This is a genomic window from Microbulbifer sp. SH-1 (genome assembly GCF_011326135.1).
GTDB lineage: Bacteria > Pseudomonadota > Gammaproteobacteria > Pseudomonadales > Cellvibrionaceae > Microbulbifer > Microbulbifer harenosus.
Genome location: NZ_CP046948.1, coordinates 1,067,390 through 1,086,521, shown reverse-complemented (window position 1 = coordinate 1,086,521; position 19,132 = coordinate 1,067,390). Strand labels below are relative to the sequence as shown.

The following is a 19,132-nucleotide window of genomic DNA, read 5'->3' as shown; positions in this document are numbered from 1 at the left end:
AACTCATCAGTCAATGCGATCGACGGAAGTGGAACGCGGTCACCGCCAGACAGGCTCCAGTGACTATGACGTTGGCGAGATTACCGACAGCCGCTTTCAGTAACCTTTCAATGCGACAGATTTCTGTATGTCTCAACAGTCAGGTACAAACGCGCGGAATCGTGTAATCTTTGCCGCACCAAAAACGCCAACGGTTAAGCTGAAGCCATGAATGTATTGCTGGTAGAAGACGACCCTCTGATCGCACAGGGGTTATTGCAAGCACTAAAACAGAGCGCCTACACAGTGGTGCACGCGCCCTATGGCGAGCGCGCCGAGGGCCTGCTCCTCGCTAACGACGTTGACCTGATCATTCTCGATCTGGGGCTGCCGGATATGGACGGACTCGAACTGCTCCGCCGCCTGCGTGCGCGCCAGAGTCGTGTACCGGTGCTGGTATTGACCGCCCGCGACGGCGTAGAGCAGCAGGTTGCCGCCCTCGATCAGGGCGCCGACGACTACATGGAAAAGCCCTTTGACTTGCGCGAGCTGGAAGCGCGGCTGCGGGCGTTGTTGCGCCGCAGTCACAACCTCTCAACCGATGAGGTCAGCCTCGGCGTGCTGCAGCTCAGCCCATTTCAGCGCACGGCCACGCTCCACGGCGAACGCCTGGAACTGCCGGCACGCGAGTATGAAATTCTCGAGATTCTTGCTCTCAATGCGCACCGGGTAGTCACCAAGGCACGTCTCGCACAGCGTCTCAGCCGCGAGGGCGATGAGGTGGGCGACAACGCCGTGGAGGTTTACGTGCACCGGCTGCGCCGCCGACTACAGGAGTCCGGGCTCGCTATCCGCACTCAGCGCGGTGCCGGCTACGTGCTGGAGGAAGACGGTTGAAGTCACAGCTCGGGCTGCGTTCACTATTGTTGTTACTGGTCGGCGGGCCGCTTTTCGTCCTGCTGGTGATCGAAATGCTGGTCACGTTTGGCATTGGCCTGCATGTTACCAATCAGGTCTTCGATCGCTGGTTGCTGGACTCCGCCTATTCACTGGCTCAGGAGGTTAGACGGGAAGACGGCAGGCTGGTGTTTTACGCCGATGAAGCCGCTATTGAAGTCTTCGAATGGGACGAACTGGACGAAGTCTATTACCGCGTCTCCACCCTGAATGGACAAGTACTTGCCGGCAAAAGCGAAGCCTGGGTCAATCCGGATTTCTCAGAACTGAAACAGGGACCGGTATTCACCAATGTGAAAATGGGAGGCGAATGGGTACGCAGCGTGACCGTGCTTGCCAATCCGGATTCGCCCCGCGATAGTGCACTGGTAAGCGTGGCAGAAACGCTTCACAAACGCATTCCTCTGTCGCGCACGCTGATGTTTGAAGTGGTGCTGTCAAAAGCCGCAATGATCGTCGTGGCTCTGCTGGTGGTCGCTTTTGCGCTGAGCCGGGGAATCCGCCCCTTGCTTCGCCTCAGTCAGGAGCTGGCCAGTCGTTCGCCGCGTGACCTCACTCCCGTCAGTGCGCCATCCGCCCCCAAGGAAGTGCGCACGGTGATCGAGAATACCAATCGCCTGCTGGAGCGGCTTGATAACGCCTTCAATGCGCGCGAGCAGTTTATCGGCAATATTTCACACCAGCTGAAAACCCCACTCGCCGGCATCAAGCTCCAGGCGCAACTGGCGCTGCGGGAAGACAACATCGCAGCAGCGCATCAAGCCTTGGAGCGCATCTGCCAGACCACCGATGCCATGACACACCTGAATATCCAGCTGCTGAAACTGGCGCGGGCTGAAGCCGCCTCGGGCCGCGGATTGCGCAATGAGCCGGTGGCACTGGATAACGTAGTGCGCGAAGCGGCAGAAAGCCTGCGTGAACTGGCCCGCGATCGCCGGGTACAGGTGCACCAGAGTGTCAGCGGCGAGTCTCTGGATACGTTCAAGGTATCCGGAGAATACTTCCTGCTGCGTGAACTTGTGTGGAACCTGATGGAAAACGCCATCCTCTACGTACCGGAGGGCGGCAATGTGTGGGTAGAGCTCACCCGAGACGAAGGCAAGGTCCGGCTCGCGGTGAAGGATGATGGGCAGGGAATCCCCCGCGAACACTGGCCTCAGATTTTCGAGCGTTTTTTCCGCTCAAAAATTACCGGTGAAGGCTGCGGGCTCGGCCTCGCGATTGTAAAAGAAATCGCGTTCGCCCATGGCGCCACAGTGGAACTACACCAGGCTCCCGACACCACCGGTGCCTGTTTTGTGTGTACATTTCCATTGATCAACAAACCCGCCTAAACAATCCTTTCCGGCGCGGTGTTCGGTTCCAGGCGGATGGCAATGTATTTCGAGGTGGGTGTGTAGCTGCCTATGCCGTAACTCTCCAATGGCACCAGCGGATTGGCTTCGGGGTAGTAAGCTGCGGCCTGCCCCTTGGGGATATCAAATTCAATAAGGGTAAATCCCTGCACGCGGCGCTCCACATCGTCGCTCCACAGCGATACGATATCCACCGGCTGGCGGTCACTAAAGCCCAGCCGTCGGATATCGTCCCGGTGCGCAAATAACACACGACGATTGCCACTCACTCCGCGATAGCGGTCGTTCAGGCCATACACGGTGGTGTTGTACTGATCGTGCGAGCGCAGTGTCTGCAATACCAGATCCGCATGGCGCGCGCCCGACTTGCCAATGATTTCCAACACTTCCGGTGGCAGCGGCGCGGGCAGCGTGTGATGCGCAAAATTGGCCCTGCCGCTGGCAGTTCTCCACTGGCGTTGGCCAGCGGAATTCTGCAAATAGAATCCACCCGGGGCCTCCAGTTTACGATTGAAATTTTCAAACCCTGGAATGACATCCGCAATTAACTCGCGAATCTGCCGGTAATCTTGCACCAGATTCAGCCATGGCACCGGACTCTCACCAAGCGTAGCCTGTGCGATACCGGCGATAATTGCCGGCTCCGAGCGCATCTCCGGAGACAACGGTTTCAGCTGTCCGAACGAGGCGTGCACCATACTGAAGGAATCTTCCACCGTCACCGCCTGAGCACCGCCCGCCTGCATGTCGATATCCGTGCGCCCAAGGCAGGGTAATATCAGTGCGCGCTTGCCGGTCACCAGGTGACTGCGGTTCAGTTTGGTGCTGATGTGTACAGTGAGATTGCAATTGCGCAACGCACTGTGGGTGCGCGCCGTGTCCGGTGTGGCCTGGGCAAAATTTCCACCGAGGCCAATAAATACTTTTATGTTGCCCGCAAGCATCGCCTCGATGGCCTTTACCACATTCACACCCGCTTCCCGCGGCATGGAGATGGCAAATCTTCGCTCCAGCGCATCGAGCAAGTCTGCAGAGGGATTGTCATCAATCCCCATGGTGCGATCACCCTGCACATTACTGTGCCCGCGCACTGGACACAGACCGGCGCCGGGGCGGCCTATCTGGCCGCGCAGCAACTGCAAATTGGTGATTTCCTGAATGGTCGCCACTGAGTGACGATGCTGGGTAATACCCATGGCCCAGCAGATGATCGTGGCGTTGCTGCGGCGGTAGACCTCCGCGGCCCGCTCCAGCTCATCCAGAGTGAGCCCGCTGTAGGAGACAATCTCGTCCCAATTGGTGGCCTCCACCAGCGCGCGATACTGCTCAAAGCCCGCGCAATGTTCACGGATAAATTCCAGGTCTAAAGGACCTTTTTCCCCAATCTGCTCCGCTTCCCCCTGCCACTGCAACAGGAACTTGGCGATACCGCGGATCACCGCCATGTCGCCGCCCAGTGCGGGGCGGAAGTAGTCTGTATTCAAAGGTCGCTCGCCGTCGGTGAGCATCTGCAGCGCATTCTGCGGCGCCTGAAAGCGCTCAAGCCCGCGCTCGCGCAGCGGATTGAACACCAGAACCTGAGCGCCGCGCGCCACCGCTTCACTCAGAGGTTCCAGCATACGCGGGTGATTACTGCCGGGGTTCTGGCCAATTACGAAAATGGCTTCCGCCCTGTCGAAATCTTCATAGGTGACGGTGCCCTTGCCGGTACCGATACTCGCTTTCAGTGCAACCCCACTGGCCTCATGACACATGTTGGAGCAGTCCGGCAGGTTGTTGGTACCAAAACTGCGGGCAAAGAGCTGATAAAGAAACGCGGCCTCGTTACTGGCGCGACCAGAGGTATAAAACGCGGCCTCGTCCGGAGAACCGAGCTTGTTAAGTTCTGCGGCAATCAGAGCAAAGGCGTCGTCCCAAGTGATGGGTTTGTAATGCTCGTCTTCACCATCGTAATACATCGGCTCCGTAAGACGCCCCTGATATTCGAGCCAGTAGTCATCCTGCGCCGACAATTCCCGCACGCTGTTGTTGGCAAAAAATGCCCGGTCCACGCCGACACCGGAGGCCTCCCAGTTGACGGCTTTGGCACCGTTTTCACAGAAGCGGATGCGCCCTTCCTTCGGGGCTTCGCCCCAGGCACAGCCGGGGCAGTCAAAGCCGCCGTTCTGGTTTATCTGCAGCATGGCCCGCAGATTTTTGAATGGCTGGCGGCTGTCGAGCCACGCGTGGGCCACACTGCGCAGTGCACCCCAGCCGGCAGCGGGCCGCTTGTAGGGACGAAAGCGAAAACGGTCGACCGGCGTTCTCATTGGCAATTCCTTTACAGGTTTTTTTCCTGAATATCAGAGCCGCTGTAAATTCGCGGAGCATCGCTTGCGGGCTGGTGCAGCAGGTTCAGCCGATAGCGCCGCGCCCAGCGCACACTGATGTCTGATGGTGATGACAAACTGACAAGTGTGCCGACGCCGGCGCGCACTGATTTTTGTATCAGTTCCAGACTGCAACGACTGGTAATGGCGACAAACCCGCGCCGAATGTCCACCCCTTCCACCAGACAGGCACCGAGCAATTTGTCGAGCGCATTGTGCCGGCCGATATCTTCCCGGCACAGCACGGTTTCGCCGGATTGATCGACGTAAAGCGCGCAGTGCATCGCGCCGCGCAATTGACGATTCTTCTGCGCGGCGAGAAAACGCCCACGCAGTTCCGAGAGATGGGGAATTGGCGGAAGCGGCGAGAAAAAGTCACAGCTGAGTTTTTCCTCCGCCACCCCGTCGATGGACAACACCTGAGACAGCGCCTCCACTCCGCAGAGACCACAGCCACTACTGCCAGCCAGATTGCGGCGCTGCTGCTTCAGACGGCTGAGTGCGCGCTGGCTGAGAGTGATTTCCAGCAGCACCCCCTCCTCCACCGATGCCATTTCCACATCGAGTATCTGCTCGCGCTGATCCACAATCCCGCTGGTGAAACTGAAGCCGAGGGCAAAGTCTTCAAGGTCCTCCGGGGTCGCCATCATCACCGCGTGATTGAGGCCGTTGTAACTGATACCCACCGCGATTTCCGGCGCCAGAAGCTGGGATACTTCGGTGCATTCTGTATCGTCGCTGGCAAGACAATAACGCTGAAATTTCAGCTCGCTGTACCTCATGGCCATGTGAAAACTCAATAAATGCAGAGAGGGTCACACATCGTTTACCCCTCTGGAACGAACCGGGATCCTGTTGAGCTTACACAAATAATCCGCGCAGCGTGCACAAATAAAAAGCCCCGCACGTGGCGGGGCAATTGACGTTCAGGGGTTCCTATCAGCGCTGGCTCGCCTTGAACTCACGGCGACGGCGGTGCAACACCGGCTCGGTATAGCCGTTGGGTTGCGCGCAGCCCTCAAACACCAGCTCACAGGCAGCCTGGAAGGCGATGTTCCCGTCAAAGTTTGGCGACATGTCCCGGTAGGCCGGATCATTGGCGTTCTGGCGGTCCACAACGGCCGCCATACGGCGCATGGTCTCCTCTACCTGGGCGCGGGTGCAGATGCCCTGTTTCAGCCAGTTGGCAATGTGCTGGGAGGAAATCCGCAGGGTGGCGCGGTCCTCCATTAACCCAACGTCGTGAATATCCGGCACCTTAGAGCAGCCCACGCCTTGATCAATCCAGCGCACCACATAGCCGAGGATACCCTGGGCATTGTTGTCCAGCTCCCGCTGGATTTCCTCCGCGCTCCACGCGGGGTCATCCGCTACCGGTACCGTCAAAATGTCATCAAGGTTCGCGCGCTTGCGTTTTGCCAACTCCTCCTGAACCTTGGCCACATCCACCTTGTGGTAGTGCAGCGCGTGCAGGGTGGCGGCGGTGGGTGACGGCACCCAGGCGGTGTTGGCACCGGCTTGCGGGTGGCCGATTTTGGCCTCCATCATTGCCGCCATCATGTCCGGCATGGCCCACATACCCTTACCGATCTGCGCGCGTCCCTTGAGGCCGGTGGCGAGACCAGTGTCGACGTTCCAGTCTTCGTAAGCGGCAATCCATTTCGACTGTTTCATCTCACCTTTGCGGATCATCGGGCCGGCCAGCATGGAGGTATGAATCTCGTCGCCGGTGCGGTCCAGGAAGCCGGTGTTGATGAATACCACCCGCTCCTTCGCTGCGGCAATACACGCCTTGAGGTTGACGGTTGTGCGGCGCTCCTCGTCCATGATGCCCATTTTCACCGTGTTGCGGGCGAGACCCAGTGCATCTTCAATGCGGTTGAACAGGGTATTGGCAAACGCCACCTCTTCCGGCCCGTGCATTTTCGGTTTCACGATATATACGCTGCCGGCGCGGGAGTTCTTGTGCGGCCCGTTGCCGCGAAGATCGTGCATGGCGATCAAGGTGGTTACCATGCCGTCGAGAATGCCTTCGGGCACTTCGTTGCCGTCTTTGTCCAGTACCGCATCGTTGGTCATCAGGTGGCCGACGTTGCGAATAAACATGAGGCTGCGCCCTGGCAGTGTCATTGTGCCGCCCTCGGCACCGGTATATTCGCGATCCGGGTTGAGCGTGCGCAGGATTTCCCGGCCGTTCTTGTTGAGCTTTTCCTGCAGATCGCCTTTCATCAGGCCGAGCCAGTTGCGGTACACCACCACCTTGTCTTCCGCGTCTACCGCAGCGACGGAGTCTTCGCAGTCCATGATGGTAGTGAGGGCGGATTCCACCAGGATGTCCTTTATCCCGGCCTTGTCGGTCTTGCCGATGGGGCTAGCGCGGTCGATCTGGATTTCAAAGTGCAGGCCATTGTGGCTGAGCAGGATGGCTTCCGGCGCCTCGGGACTGCCGAGATAACCTTCAAACTGGCGGCTGTTTTTCAACGCGGCTACCTTGCCGTTGGCGAGCTCCGCCTCCAATAGCGAACCGTTGATGCGATAGGCAGTCACATCGCAGTGACTGACACCGCTGAGGGGTGCAGCCTGGTCGAGAAAGTCCCGCGCATAGGCGATGACCTTTTCGCCACGCACCGGGTTGTACGCACCGGCCTTTTCCGCGCCATTGTCTTCGCTGATTACGTCGGTGCCGTACAGTGCATCGTAAAGGCTTCCCCAGCGGGCGTTGGCCGCATTCAGGGCGTAGCGGGCGTTCATCACCGGCACTACCAGCTGAGGGCCGGCCATAGTGGCAATTTCTGCGTCCACGTTTTCGGTTTTCGCGCTGAAGTCCGCAGGCTCGTCCACCAGATAGCCGATTTCTTTCAGGAATGCCTTGTAACTGTCGAGATCCCGGTAGCCCCGGGGATTTTCGCTGTACCAGTGGTCCATGCGGGCCTGGATGTCGTCGCGCTTTTGCAGTAGCGCGCGGTTGACCGGCGCCAGGTCATTCACGATGTTCTCGAATTCCGCCCAGAACACGTCGGCACTGACTCCGGTGCCCGGGATAACGTCTTCCGCAATCAATGCGTGCAGCTCTGTGGCAATCTGCAGACCGCCAATACGGATTCTTTCCGTCATGAATGACCTCTTGTACTGGTAATGGGTACTGATGGGTTTCGCCGCATTCTAAACAGGCGACCGTCCATACCACTAATTTATAGGTGCGATACTCAATATTCGTGAAATGAATTTAGATGTCGACCAAAGTCAGAGCTGACGGCCAACATCCAGAATCAGACGCCGCATCCAGCGGTGTGGCGCACTCTGTTGCAACAGCGGACTCCAGGCCATCTTGAGCTCCAACGGCGGGATCTTGAGCGGCGGATCGCGCAACACCACGCGCGGATTGTTACACGCCAGTTGCGCCAGCCGCGTGGGTACGGTGACGATCAGGTCACTCTGTTCCGCCAACAGCATTGCCACCTGGTAGTGGCGCGTAAATACCGAAATATCCCGCTTGCGGCCGTGCCGCCCAATGGCCTCGTCCACCCACCCCAGGCGCTGCACATCTTCGGGGTTGACTCCTACGCCCACACCCATGCCGGTCTTGCTCACCCAGATGTGCTGTGCGCGCAGATAACTCTCCAGATTGTAGTCTTGCAGGATGGGATTATCCGCGCGCATCACGCAAGAGAAGCTGTCGCTCCAAATGGTTGCCTGGTGAAAGCTCTGGGGCATGGAGTCGAAGCGGTTGATCACCATATCCACCTTGCCCTGCTCAACATCCACGAAGCTCACGTCACTCGGCGTCATGATGTCTAGACTGATACCGGGGGCGCTCACCCGCAGCTGCTTCAACAGCGGCGGAATCAAGGTGGATTCCGCATAGTCACTGGCCATGATGCGGAAGGTACGGCGCGCCTCGGCGGGAGAGAAATCCCGGTTGGGCTGGATGACCTGATCGATGGCGGCGAGCGCTTCGCGCACCATCGGCTGCAGCTCCATGGCGCGCTCGGTGGGCATCATACCCTCGCGAGTGCGCACCAGCAGCGGGTCGTCAAACAGCTCACGCAGGCGCTTGAGGCCGTTGCTCATGGCGGGCTGGGACAGGCCCAGCTGGTTGGCGGCGCGGGTCACATTGCGCTCACGCAACAGTACATCCAGGTAGACCAGCAGGTTCAGGTCAGCGCGTTCCAGATTCATTGGCGGGGCTCCCGATGGGCTTTTGTGGCCGTTTCAAACCGGCTCTTGTTCTGTCGCCGGCCCAGGTTTCACAAGTGGCTCAGCCACATATTCACCGCTTGGATAGCGGGAATTGCGACAATAAATTAGCCAAATTATGTCAGCACTCCTAGGATACGCACAACCTGATCGCAGTCACCTTTTTAAGGAACGTTGAGGAAAGATGCCCATGTCCACCTACGCTCAAGAAATCGAAAAAGCCGCAAAGCTCTGCAAAGCCAATGGCGCCTCCTGGGATGCCATCAACCCGGAATCCGTGGCCCGTATGCGCCTGCAGAACAGGTTCCAGAATGGTCTGGAGATCGCTCGTTACACCGCTGACATCATGCGCAAGGACATGGCCGCGTATGACAAAGACAGCTCCAAGTACACCCAGTCTCTGGGCTGCTGGCACGGCTTTATCGGCCAGCAGAAAATGATTTCCATCAAGAAGCACTTTGAAGGCAAGACCGACCGCCGCTACCTGTACCTGTCCGGCTGGATGGTTGCCGCCCTGCGCAGTGAATTCGGCCCGCTGCCGGACCAGTCCATGCACGAGAAAACGTCCGTGGCGGCCCTGATCGAAGAGCTCTATACCTTCCTGCGCCAGGCGGACGCCCGTGAGCTGGGCGGACTGTTCCGCGAGCTGGACGCCGCTCGTGAAGCCGGCGACCAGGTGAAGGAAAAATCTATCCTGAACCAGATCGACAACCACGTCACTCACGTTGTGCCGATCATCGCGGACATCGACGCCGGTTTCGGTAATGCCGAGGCCACCTACCTGCTGGCGAAGAAAATGATCGAGGCTGGCGCCTGCTGCATCCAGATCGAAAACCAGGTTTCCGACGAGAAACAGTGCGGTCACCAGGACGGCAAGGTCACCGTGCCTCACGAAGACTTCCTCGCCAAGATTCGCGCTGTGCGCTATGCCTTCCTTGAGCTGGGCGTGGACAATGGCGTGATCGTTGCCCGTACCGACTCCCTGGGCGCCGGTCTTACCAAGCAGATCGCCGTGACCCGCGAGCCGGGCGACCTGGGCGACCAGTACAATTCCTTCCTGGATTGCGAAGAAGTGGCCCCGGGCGACCTGGCCAACGGCGACGTGATCATCAACCGCGATGGCAAACTGCTGCGTCCGAAGCGCCTGCCCTCCAACCTGTTCCAGTTCAGGAAAGGCACCGGCGAAGCCCGCTGTGTACTCGACAGCGTGACCTCACTGCAGAACGGCGCGGACCTGATCTGGATCGAAACCGAGAAGCCCCACGTGCGTCAGATCGGCGCCATGATGGATGAAATCCGCAAGCAGGTGCCGGACGCCAAGCTGGTGTACAACAACAGCCCGTCCTTCAACTGGACCCTGAACTTCCGTCAGCAGGTATTCGACGCCTGGCAGGAGGAAGGCAAAGACGTGTCCGCCTACAAGCGGGACAACCTGATGAGCGCCGAGTACGACGACACCGAGCTGTCCAAGGCCGCGGACGAGAAAATCCGCACCTTCCAGGCGGATGCGGCACGCGAAGCGGGTATTTTCCACCACCTCATCACCCTGCCGACCTACCACACCGCGGCTCTGTCTACCGACAACCTGGCCAAGGAATACTTCGGCGAAAAAGGCATGCTCGGCTACGTGGAAGGTGTGCAGCGCAAGGAAATCCGCCAGGGTATCGCCTGCGTGAAACACCAGAACATGGCCGGCTCCGACATGGGCGACGACCATAAGGAGTACTTCGCCGGTGAAGCCGCGCTGAAGGCCGCGGGTAAAGACAACACCATGAACCAGTTCGGTTAATGGATAAGAGTTAACCAGGTTCCAAAAGCGAGTATCCCTGAGAAATCGCTTCACTCACTTCGGGCTGCCCTTGGCAGCCCTTTTTTATGGGCGCGTCATCACTTTTCTAGCGCCTGAATTCACCTGCCTACGTGACGCCGTTTCCACTTCCGGATTTTTACCCGGTGTGCGTGAACTGTGCCCTCTCACCAACCCTCTCTCGTACGTCTTTATAACGGCCTTATAAAAAGTCATACATTTCATACGAATCTCGCAGAGATTCACATCCATAAAAAAACCGAGAGAAAATGGAGGTCCACGCAATGCGTTTGTCGCATTTATTACTGTCCGCCACGGTGTGCTTTGCCGCGCCGGCGGTATTCGCCGCCCAGGCGACAATGAACGTCACCAACGATTGGGGACAAGGCGCTCAGGCGGAAATCGTCGTGCTGAATGACGAAACCGCACCAATTTCCAACTGGACGGTGGAGTTCGACCTGGACGCGGAGATCACCCAGATGTGGAACGGGGTGGTACTGTCCCAAAGCGGCGACCACTATGTGGTGGGGCCCGCGGCCTATAACAGTACTATCGGCGTCAACGGCCAGGTCAGTATCGGCTTTATTGCCAGCCCGGGAGGCCTTGGCACCGTAGCCGTGACCGTCCATACGGAGGGCGGCAGCTCATCCGGCGGTTCGAGCAGCTCTTCATCCAGCAGCAGCTCGTCTTCGAGTTCCTCAAGCAGTTCCAGCAGCAGCTCCTCAAGTAGTTCGTCCAGCTCTTCCGGCGGCAGCTCATCGTCGTCTTCCAGCTCCTCCTCCGGCTCGTCGACGTCTTCGTCGTCCGGCGGTTCCGGCAGTGGTTATCTGAGCTATGAGCAGAGCGGCTTTATTACGGTGGATCAGTTCGGCTATCTGCCGAACAGCGAGAAAGTGGCGGTGTTGCGCGACCCGCAGCAGGGCTATGACGCCGCCGACAGCTACTCGCCACCCGCTGAGATACACGTGGTGAATACCGACAACGGCCAGATCGTGCATACGGCACAACCGCAAGCCTGGAATGGTGGGGCCACGGCAGAGTTTTCTGGCGACCGCGTCTGGCATGTGGACTTTTCTGCGGTGACCGCCAGTGGCGATTACATCCTCGCTGATGCGTCCGGCGAATTGCGCTCGGCGGAGTTCCGCATCGCCGCGGATGTGTACCGGCCGGTGCTCGAGCAAGCGGTGCGCACCTTCTTCTACCAGCGCGTCGGTTTCCCCAAGCAGGCGCCCTATGCCGATGCCCGCTGGGCCGACGGGGCGAGCCATCTGGACGCCGGGCAGGATCCGCAGGCGCGCCGGTACAATGCTACTGGCGACGCGTCCAGTGAAAGGGATCTGCGCGGAGGCTGGTACGACGCGGGCGATTACAACAAGTACACCAACTGGCATGCGGACTACCTGATCTCGCTGCTCCATAGCTACCGCGAAAACCCCGCAGTGTGGACCGACGATTTCAATATTCCAGAATCCGGCAACGGCATTCCCGACCTGCTGGATGAGGTGAAATGGGGCATGGACTGGCTGGTGCGCATGCAGGAGAGTAACGGTTCCGTACTCTCGGTGATGGGCCTGTCTCACGCCAGCCCGCCGTCTGCTGCCAGTGGCGCCAGTACCTATGGCCCTGCCACCACCGCTGCCACCTACAGCAGCGCCGCCGCCTTCGCCCTCGGCAGCCACGTACTCGGGCAGATGCCGGGCATGCAGAGCTACGCCGCAGACCTGAGCGCGCGCGCGGAGTCTGCGTGGCAGTGGGCACAAGCCAATCCCGCCGTCACTTTCCACAACGCCGATAACGGTGTTGCCGCCGGCGAACAGGAAGTGGATGACTACGGCCGCTTCGCCAAGAGCCTGATAGCGGCGATCAACCTCTACCGCGCCACCGGCAAAGCCGCGTATCGCAGCTATGTGGAGAGTAACTATCAGACAGCGCATCTCATGGAGTGGAGCTGGGTATCCATCTGGGAAACGGAGTTGCAGCATGCATTGCTCTACTTCGCGTCTCTACCCGGTGTGGACGGCAGCGTCGCCAGCAGTATCCGCAGTACCTATGCCACGGGCATGAATGGCGATGACAACTGGCCGGCGGTTACCGGCAACAGCGATGCCTATCGCGCTTACATCCCGCAGTACACCTGGGGCAGCAACCGCAGTCAGGCGCACCAGGGCAACCTGTTTCTGGACCAGCTCCAGTACAACGCGGGCACGGCAGGAGAAACCGCCGCGCGCAACGCCGCCCTGCGTAACCTGAACTACCTGCACGGCGTCAATCCCCAGGGCAAGGTGTACCTGTCCAATATGGGTGAGTTCGGTGCGGAGAATTCGGTGGACAGCTTCTACCACAGCTGGTTTGCCGACGGCAGCCCGCAGTGGGATTCCGTTTCCGGTTCTTCCTACGGTCCGGCCCCGGGCTTCCTGGTGGGCGGCCCTAACCCCAGCTACGATTGGGACGCCTGCTGTCCCAACAGCTGCGGCAGCCCGGAAAACAACGCCCGCTGCGGTATCGCCCCTCCGGCACCGCCCTACGGCCAGCCCGCACAGAAGTCATTCCTCGACTTCAATACCAGCTGGCCGCTGAACTCCTGGGCGGTCACCGAAAACCACAACATGTATCAGGTGGCGTATATCCGCCTGCTGTCCAAGTTTGTTTCTGACGGCAACTGATCCTTTCTATCGGGGGGCGGTATCGCCCCCCAATCTTCCCGATTTCCCAACGCACTCATCCAGCAGGGAATTGCCGGCCGCTTGCACTAGTCTTTAGACGATGCCTGTAACCAAACTGCGTCGCCTATGTCGAATCCCAGTCGCGTCCTTGTCCTGAACAGCGGCAGCTCATCGCTGAAGTTCGCCGTGATCGACCCGTACAGTGGCACGCTTGACCTGAGCGGCATCGGCGATGCGTTGGGGCAGGATGAACCAACGGTCAGCTGGAAGTGCGATGGTAGAACCCAGTCCAGCGGGTTGCCCGCGGAGGCGCAGCACAGCGACGTGATCCGTTTTCTGGTGGACGAAATCCTGAGCAAATGCGCGGATCTGCAGGAGCACCTGATCGCCGTTGGCCACAGAGTGGTGCACGGCGGAGAAAAGTTCTCCCACTCGGTACTGATCGACGACGCAGTACTCAATACCATTCGCGACTGCATAGCACTGGCACCCCTGCACAACCCCGCCGCCGTGCAGGGAATTGAGGCCGCGTTTAACGCGTTTCCAGACCTGCCGCAGGTCGCGGTGTTCGACACGGCCTTTCACCAGTCCATGCCGCGCCATGCGTATATCTATGCCCTGCCCTACGAGCTCTACCGCGACCATGGTCTCCGCCGCTACGGTATGCACGGCACCAGTCACCGCTTTGTTACTGAGCGCGCCGCGGAGCTGCTGAACCTGCCGGTTAACGAGGTCAATATCATCTCTGCCCACCTGGGCAACGGCGCGTCCATCACTGCGATACGCGACGGCCACAGTGTGGATACCAGCATGGGGCTGACACCACTGGAAGGCCTTGTTATGGGCACCCGCAGCGGCGATGTGGACCCGGGGCTGATAATGCATCTGGCCAGCCGGCTGGATTACCGAGTGAAAGAAATCAACGAGCTGCTGAACAGGAAAAGCGGGCTGCTGGGAATTTCCGAACTGAGCAGTGACTGCCGTGCACTGGAGCAGGCTGCAGCGGAGGGCCACGATGGCGCGCAGCTGGCTCTGGATATTTTCTGTTACCGTCTCGCAAAGTACATCGCCTCCTACCACGGTGTGCTATCGCAAGTAGATGCTCTCGTGTTCACTGGCGGCATTGGTGAAAATTCGAGTCTGGTGCGAGAAAAAGTACTCGCACATCTTGATGGCCTCGGTTACGAGCTGGACATGGCGCGAAACCTGCGCGCGCGCTTCGGTGAGGAAGGCCCGATCTCCACGGAGCGCTCTGCGGTAACACTGGTGATTCCCACGAACGAAGAATGGGTGATCGCCCGCGACACCGCCAGCCTGGCTCCCCCCAACAGGCCAAATGGCGACCCCAGTTCGAGGGAGTGATCCATGTCGCGCACCATCATGCTGGTTCCCATTAGTGCCGGTGTCGGTATTACCTCCGTCAGTCTCGGTATCCTGCGCGCGCTGGAACGTAACGGTGTCAGCGTCAGTTTTTACAAACCCATCGCGGAAGCGGTAAAAAACGAGAAAAACCGCGATCGCAGTAACGAGATACTGCGCACCGCCGCCAATCTGAAAGTACCCGACTCTTTCTCGATGCAACATGCGGAATCCCTTATCGGCCGCGGCGACCTTTCGGATTTGTTGGAAGAAGTCCTTGCGCGCTTCAACGACAGCGCGAATCAAGCGGATGTCGCGATCATCGAGGGACTAGTCCCCAACTCCGAAAACCAATTCGCCAATCAGCTGAACCTTCAGATTGCGAAAACGCTGGATGCGGAGATTGTGTTGGTGGTGTGCCCCAATCTGGACTCACCACAGCAGCTCAAGAATCGCCTTGAGATGGCCATGGGGAGGTTTGGCGGAAGCCGGTCGGGCCGAGTGGTAGGATGTATCGTCAACAAGGTAGGGGCGCCTTCGCAGGTACCGGATACCCCGGGCGCGGATATCACCGGGGTTTTCGAAGGCCCAAAGGTCCACCAGGGTAGCCTGGAAATTCTCTCGTTGTTTGGCAAAAGTCCGCTGCCCATTATTGGCTGTATTCCGTGGAATGCGGATCTGGTGGCGCCGCGGGCCAAGGATCTGGCGGATCACTTTCAGGCGGAAATCGTCAATTATGGTGAACTGGATACACGCCGCCTGCGCAGCGTTACCTTCTGTTCCCGCTCGCTCGGCAATATGATTTACCGCTTTGAGCCCGGATCAATGCTGGTTTCCTCCGGCGATCGCCCGGATGTCATCGTCGCCGCCTGCCTAGCCGCCATGAACGGCATTAAAATAGGCTGCCTGCTACTGACCGGTGGCTACAACATTGAACCGATGGTGCGCAAACTCTGTGCACCAGCCATGGAAACCGGGCTGCCGGTAATTCTGGTCGATACCAATACCTGGCAGACGGCACTGCAATTGCAGTCATTCAACATGGAAACCCCCACCGACGACCTTGAGCGCATCGAAAAAGTACAAGACTTCATTGCCGGACACCTGGACAACCACTGGGTGGAATCCCTTGGGCGGGACTCCAATCGACCCAAACGGCTTTCGCCACCGGCCTTCCGCTTTTATCTCACCGAACTCGCGCGCCGAGCCAACAAGCGCATCGTGCTGCCAGAGGGCGATGAGCCGCGCACCGTCAAGGCCGCACTTGCCTGTGCCGAACGCGGCATCGCGCGGCCGGTATTGCTGGGAGATCCAAAAGAAATCCACCGTGTCGCCGAGCAGCAGGGCCTCACCCTCAGCGACAAAGTAGAAATCATCGACCCGAAAACTGCGCGCAACAAATACGTCGAGCCAATGGTGAAACTACGCAAAAGCAAAGGGCTGACAGACATCGTTGCTAAAGAGCAGCTGCAGGACAATGTGGTGCTCGGCACCATGATGCTGGCGGAGGGTGAAGTGGATGGTCTGGTCTCCGGCGCCGTACACACCACCGCCAATACCATCCGTCCCGCGCTGCAATTGATCAAGACCGCACCTGGCGCAAGCCTGGTGTCTTCGGTGTTTTTTATGTTGCTACCGGACCAGGTACTGGTTTATGGCGACTGCGCCATCAACCCGGACCCAAACGCTGAAGAGCTTGCAGACATCGCGATCCAGTCCGCGGACTCCGCCAGCGCTTTCGGTATCGAACCCAGAGTGGCCATGATCAGCTACTCCACCGGCACCTCGGGTAGCGGCAGCGACGTGGATAAAGTGCGCGAGGCCACCAAGCTCGCCCAGAAAAAGCGCCCGGACCTGGTGATTGACGGGCCACTGCAGTACGACGCCGCGATCATGGAAAATGTGGCCAGGAAAAAAGCGCCGGGAAGCCCGGTCGCCGGGCGCGCAACCGTGTTCATCTTCCCCGACCTCAACACCGGCAATACCACCTATAAGGCGGTGCAGCGCAGCGCCGACCTGATCAGTATCGGCCCCATGTTGCAGGGAATGCGCAAACCAGTGAACGATCTATCGCGGGGGGCGCTGGTGGATGACATCATCTACACCATTGCGTTAACGGCGATTCAGGCCAGCCAGCTCGAATAAATGCAGGTTGCAGGAATAGCTGTGGCTGCGTCGTTGCCGGGTGCAGCCTTGTATCAGGAATCTTTTGATATCTCTGATCGTGCATTTGGCGCACGGCAGACTTCCCCCAGAGGACGGTCTTTTTCAAGAAATAACACCAGCGAACCTGCGACCAGATAAGCCTCCAGACGATGCTCAAACGTATCGCTGTATTCAAATTCCATGCGCTCAAGACATTCGTGTACGAATTTGTATTCCGGCGCAGTGCTTTTGCAAACGCTTCGCCCTTTGCGCACTATTGGCCACAGATCCCAGAGCTTGCGCCCCTCTTCTTTCAGTGCCTTCAACGCCACCGCGAGCCGGGCTTCTTCCAAAGTGAGGTCGGTACCGAGGGGGTAGTACGGCAGCAACTGCAGGCGGTGCCCTTGGGCGAAGACCGCATGTATGCGCTCTGGTGTGTTGTTACGGAATACTTCCGGAATGGTGTAGTCCGCCTCTATTTTGCCGGCAGCTTTGGCTTTGTCCAGCAGCTCCTGCTGGAAGCGTGAATCGGCAATGCACAGCATGGCAGCAATAACGTCGCGGTCGGATTTTCCGCGCAGGTTGGCAACACCGTACTCAGTGACAACGATATCCCGCAGGTGTCGGGGAATGGTGCAATGGGGATATTCCCAGATGATGTTGCTGCGTATGCGGCCACCGGCCAGACGTGTGCTGGCGAGAGCTATCACCGAGCGGCCCCCGGGTAATTCGTGGGCCTGGGCAACAAAGTTATACTGGCCGCCCACACCGCTGACCACCTGCCCATTTTCCAGCCCGTCGGAAATCACCGCGCCGTTCAGGGTGACCATCATCGCGGAGTTGACGAAACGCGCGTGCTGACGCTGGGCGATCTTGAGGTCGCGGTCTTTTTGCAGCTCATTGATGTAATCAATGGCGGTCATATTGATGCCGGCCATTTCCTGTGCCGGCATTTCCCGCAATGCGCGGTACATAGCGGTGGAGCCAAGATAAAAGCCACCGTGCAACCAAGTGCCGCCAGGCAGTGGCTTACCGGCGCAACTGCCCAGGAGTTTATTGCGCCCGGCGCTGCTGTGCAGATCGCACTCTTCGATCTCGCCATGCTCATCGAGAAAGCGGTGACCGCGCCAGCTATAACGAGGATCGACAATACCTACCGCCTGCAGGAACCGTGTGTCCGCCTCCGTCAGCGGGCATTGGATACGCCCGGCATCGCGCAGGGCAATCAGGGTGTTTTCGTCAATGGTATCGCTGATGACACCGTCATTCAGCAGCTTCTGCAGTGTCGCATCGGAAAACACCTTTCGCTTCAGCACTCCGGCGCGACGCAGGTGCAGGAAACCTTCGGGCACCATCTCACTGGCACCGTACAGGCCCTTCTGGAAATCGCTCAGTTCCAGCGGCTGCTTGAACAGGACACGCTCGGTATCCACATCCAGGGACTGCAAAATATCCCGGTAATCCGCATTGTTGCAGTGGCGCAGGCGCAGCACGTGACAAATGGCATCGCCCAGTGTACCGATTCCCACCTGCAGGGTACCGCCGTCGCGTACCAGGCCGGCAATATGAAACGCAAGCGCATAATCGGTCAGGCGTACCGGGGCGTTGGGAGCAGCGAAAAGCTCCTTCGTGAATGCTTCCCCCTCGAGCAGGAAGTCGAACCTGTCGGCGGCAACCCGCGCATCGCCACCGACAAAAGGCAGCCGCGGATTCACTTCTCCCACCAGCGTAATCGGCCCGTGTCCGCGCTCCCGCGCCAGCTCAAGTACCGGTAGCGTCAGGTCGGGATTGCTGCTTAGGCTGTAATCGCCGCTGCCGTCCGCAGCTGGCGAAATCATCTGTGCGATCACGTTGACGCCGCGATCAAGCAGGTCCCGCGGCACGTGGGTGTAATTGGCGCTGACGTAACTCTGCTGCACGGAGTTCACATGCAGGAAGCTGCCGGGCTGCAGAAAAAATTCGCACACCTCCACATTGGCCGGCAGCAGTCCGTTGCGACGGGCCTGGTTGTAGGCCAGGTCCTGATAGTCCGCGTAGAGCCGGTCCAGCAATGGCTGCACAAAACGCCGATGTAATTCATTGTCCGCGGATGGGCGCTCAAGGGTCAGTGCGGTATAGATAGTAAGTTCAATTTCCGGGTCTTGTTCCGCTCGCGCGTACAAGGTATTGGCAAACTGGTTGGCCTTGCCAAGCCCGAGGGGCAGCCCCAATACAATGCGTTTTCCAACCTTCTCCAGCACCGCATCCACACAGATCTCGGCTGCATTGAACGTTTCCGGTTTTGCCATGGATGCTTCCAAC

The 19,132-nt window shown here is 59.0% G+C and carries 11 protein-coding genes; 6 read left to right on the top strand and 5 right to left on the bottom strand.

Annotated elements, in window-relative coordinates; genetic code table 11:
* Positions 1–207: 207 nt before the first annotated feature.
* Both GNX18_RS04885 and GNX18_RS04880 read left to right on the top strand, forming a co-directional pair.
* Complete coding sequence (locus tag GNX18_RS04885; RefSeq protein ID WP_138236284.1) at positions 208–876, top strand: response regulator transcription factor; 669 nt, start codon at positions 208–210, stop codon at positions 874–876.
* A complete protein-coding gene (locus GNX18_RS04880; RefSeq protein WP_166215798.1) occupies positions 873–2,270 on the top strand; it encodes a sensor histidine kinase in 1,398 nt (465 codons plus the stop codon). Before GNX18_RS04885 ends, GNX18_RS04880 begins: the two co-directional genes overlap by 4 nt.
* Here GNX18_RS04880 and GNX18_RS04875 read toward each other — a convergent pair.
* From GNX18_RS04875 to GNX18_RS04860, 4 genes are all read right to left on the bottom strand, one after another.
* Positions 2,267–4,600 (bottom strand): FdhF/YdeP family oxidoreductase, encoded by a 2,334-nt coding sequence (locus GNX18_RS04875; protein ID WP_166215795.1) that lies wholly within the window; start codon positions 4,598–4,600, stop codon positions 2,267–2,269. The two genes, GNX18_RS04880 and GNX18_RS04875, sit on opposite strands and share 4 nt — an antisense overlap.
* An 11-nt stretch (positions 4,601–4,611) precedes the next feature.
* Complete coding sequence (fdhD, locus tag GNX18_RS04870; protein ID WP_166215792.1) at positions 4,612–5,448, bottom strand: formate dehydrogenase accessory sulfurtransferase FdhD; 837 nt, start codon at positions 5,446–5,448, stop codon at positions 4,612–4,614.
* Positions 5,449–5,599: 151 nt separating this feature from the next.
* Positions 5,600–7,774 (bottom strand): malate synthase G, encoded by a 2,175-nt coding sequence (locus tag GNX18_RS04865; protein ID WP_166215740.1) that lies wholly within the window; start codon positions 7,772–7,774, stop codon positions 5,600–5,602.
* Between the two features lie 129 nt (positions 7,775–7,903).
* Positions 7,904–8,839: a LysR family transcriptional regulator gene (locus GNX18_RS04860; RefSeq protein ID WP_138236279.1), complete on the bottom strand. Its 936-nt coding sequence runs from the start codon at positions 8,837–8,839 to the stop codon at positions 7,904–7,906.
* Positions 8,840–9,047: 208 nt separating this feature from the next.
* Between GNX18_RS04860 and GNX18_RS04855 the strand changes: the two genes are divergently transcribed.
* The 4 genes from GNX18_RS04855 to pta all read left to right on the top strand — a co-directional run bounded on the left by GNX18_RS04855 (position 9,048) and on the right by pta (position 16,831).
* Positions 9,048–10,646: an isocitrate lyase gene (locus GNX18_RS04855; RefSeq protein WP_138236278.1), complete on the top strand. Its 1,599-nt coding sequence runs from the start codon at positions 9,048–9,050 to the stop codon at positions 10,644–10,646.
* Between the two features lie 302 nt (positions 10,647–10,948).
* A complete protein-coding gene (locus GNX18_RS04850) occupies positions 10,949–13,327 on the top strand; it encodes a glycoside hydrolase family 9 protein (protein WP_166215737.1) in 2,379 nt (792 codons plus the stop codon).
* Positions 13,328–13,453: 126 nt separating this feature from the next.
* Entirely contained in the window at positions 13,454–14,689 is a 1,236-nt protein-coding gene (locus tag GNX18_RS04845) for an acetate kinase (RefSeq protein ID WP_138236277.1), read from the top strand.
* Positions 14,690–14,692: 3 nt separating this feature from the next.
* Positions 14,693–16,831, top strand: a complete 2,139-nt coding sequence (gene pta, locus GNX18_RS04840) for a phosphate acetyltransferase (protein WP_166215734.1) — start codon at positions 14,693–14,695, stop codon at positions 16,829–16,831.
* Between the two features lie 53 nt (positions 16,832–16,884).
* On the opposite strand, the gene GNX18_RS04835 is transcribed toward pta, so the two are convergent.
* Positions 16,885–19,119, bottom strand: coding sequence for an acetyl-CoA hydrolase/transferase C-terminal domain-containing protein (locus GNX18_RS04835; protein WP_166215731.1), 2,235 nt, complete (start codon positions 19,117–19,119; stop codon positions 16,885–16,887).
* Between the last annotated feature and the right edge of the window lie 13 nt (positions 19,120–19,132).

Excerpts from the sequence above, each read along its gene's own strand:
- GNX18_RS04885 (WP_138236284.1), top strand. The coding sequence starts at position 208 with ATGAATGTATTGCTGGTAGAAGACGACCCTCTGATCGCACAGGGGTTA.
- GNX18_RS04875 (WP_166215795.1), bottom strand. The coding sequence starts at position 4,600 with ATGAGAACGCCGGTCGACCGTTTTCGCTTTCGTCCCTACAAGCGGCCC.
- fdhD (WP_166215792.1), bottom strand. The coding sequence starts at position 5,448 with ATGGCCATGAGGTACAGCGAGCTGAAATTTCAGCGTTATTGTCTTGCC.
- GNX18_RS04865 (WP_166215740.1), bottom strand. The coding sequence starts at position 7,774 with ATGACGGAAAGAATCCGTATTGGCGGTCTGCAGATTGCCACAGAGCTG.
- GNX18_RS04860 (WP_138236279.1), bottom strand. The coding sequence starts at position 8,839 with ATGAATCTGGAACGCGCTGACCTGAACCTGCTGGTCTACCTGGATGTA.
- GNX18_RS04855 (WP_138236278.1), top strand. The coding sequence starts at position 9,048 with ATGTCCACCTACGCTCAAGAAATCGAAAAAGCCGCAAAGCTCTGCAAA.
- GNX18_RS04850 (WP_166215737.1), top strand. The coding sequence starts at position 10,949 with ATGCGTTTGTCGCATTTATTACTGTCCGCCACGGTGTGCTTTGCCGCG.
- GNX18_RS04845 (WP_138236277.1), top strand. The coding sequence starts at position 13,454 with ATGTCGAATCCCAGTCGCGTCCTTGTCCTGAACAGCGGCAGCTCATCG.
- pta (WP_166215734.1), top strand. The coding sequence starts at position 14,693 with ATGTCGCGCACCATCATGCTGGTTCCCATTAGTGCCGGTGTCGGTATT.
- GNX18_RS04835 (WP_166215731.1), bottom strand. The coding sequence starts at position 19,119 with ATGGCAAAACCGGAAACGTTCAATGCAGCCGAGATCTGTGTGGATGCG.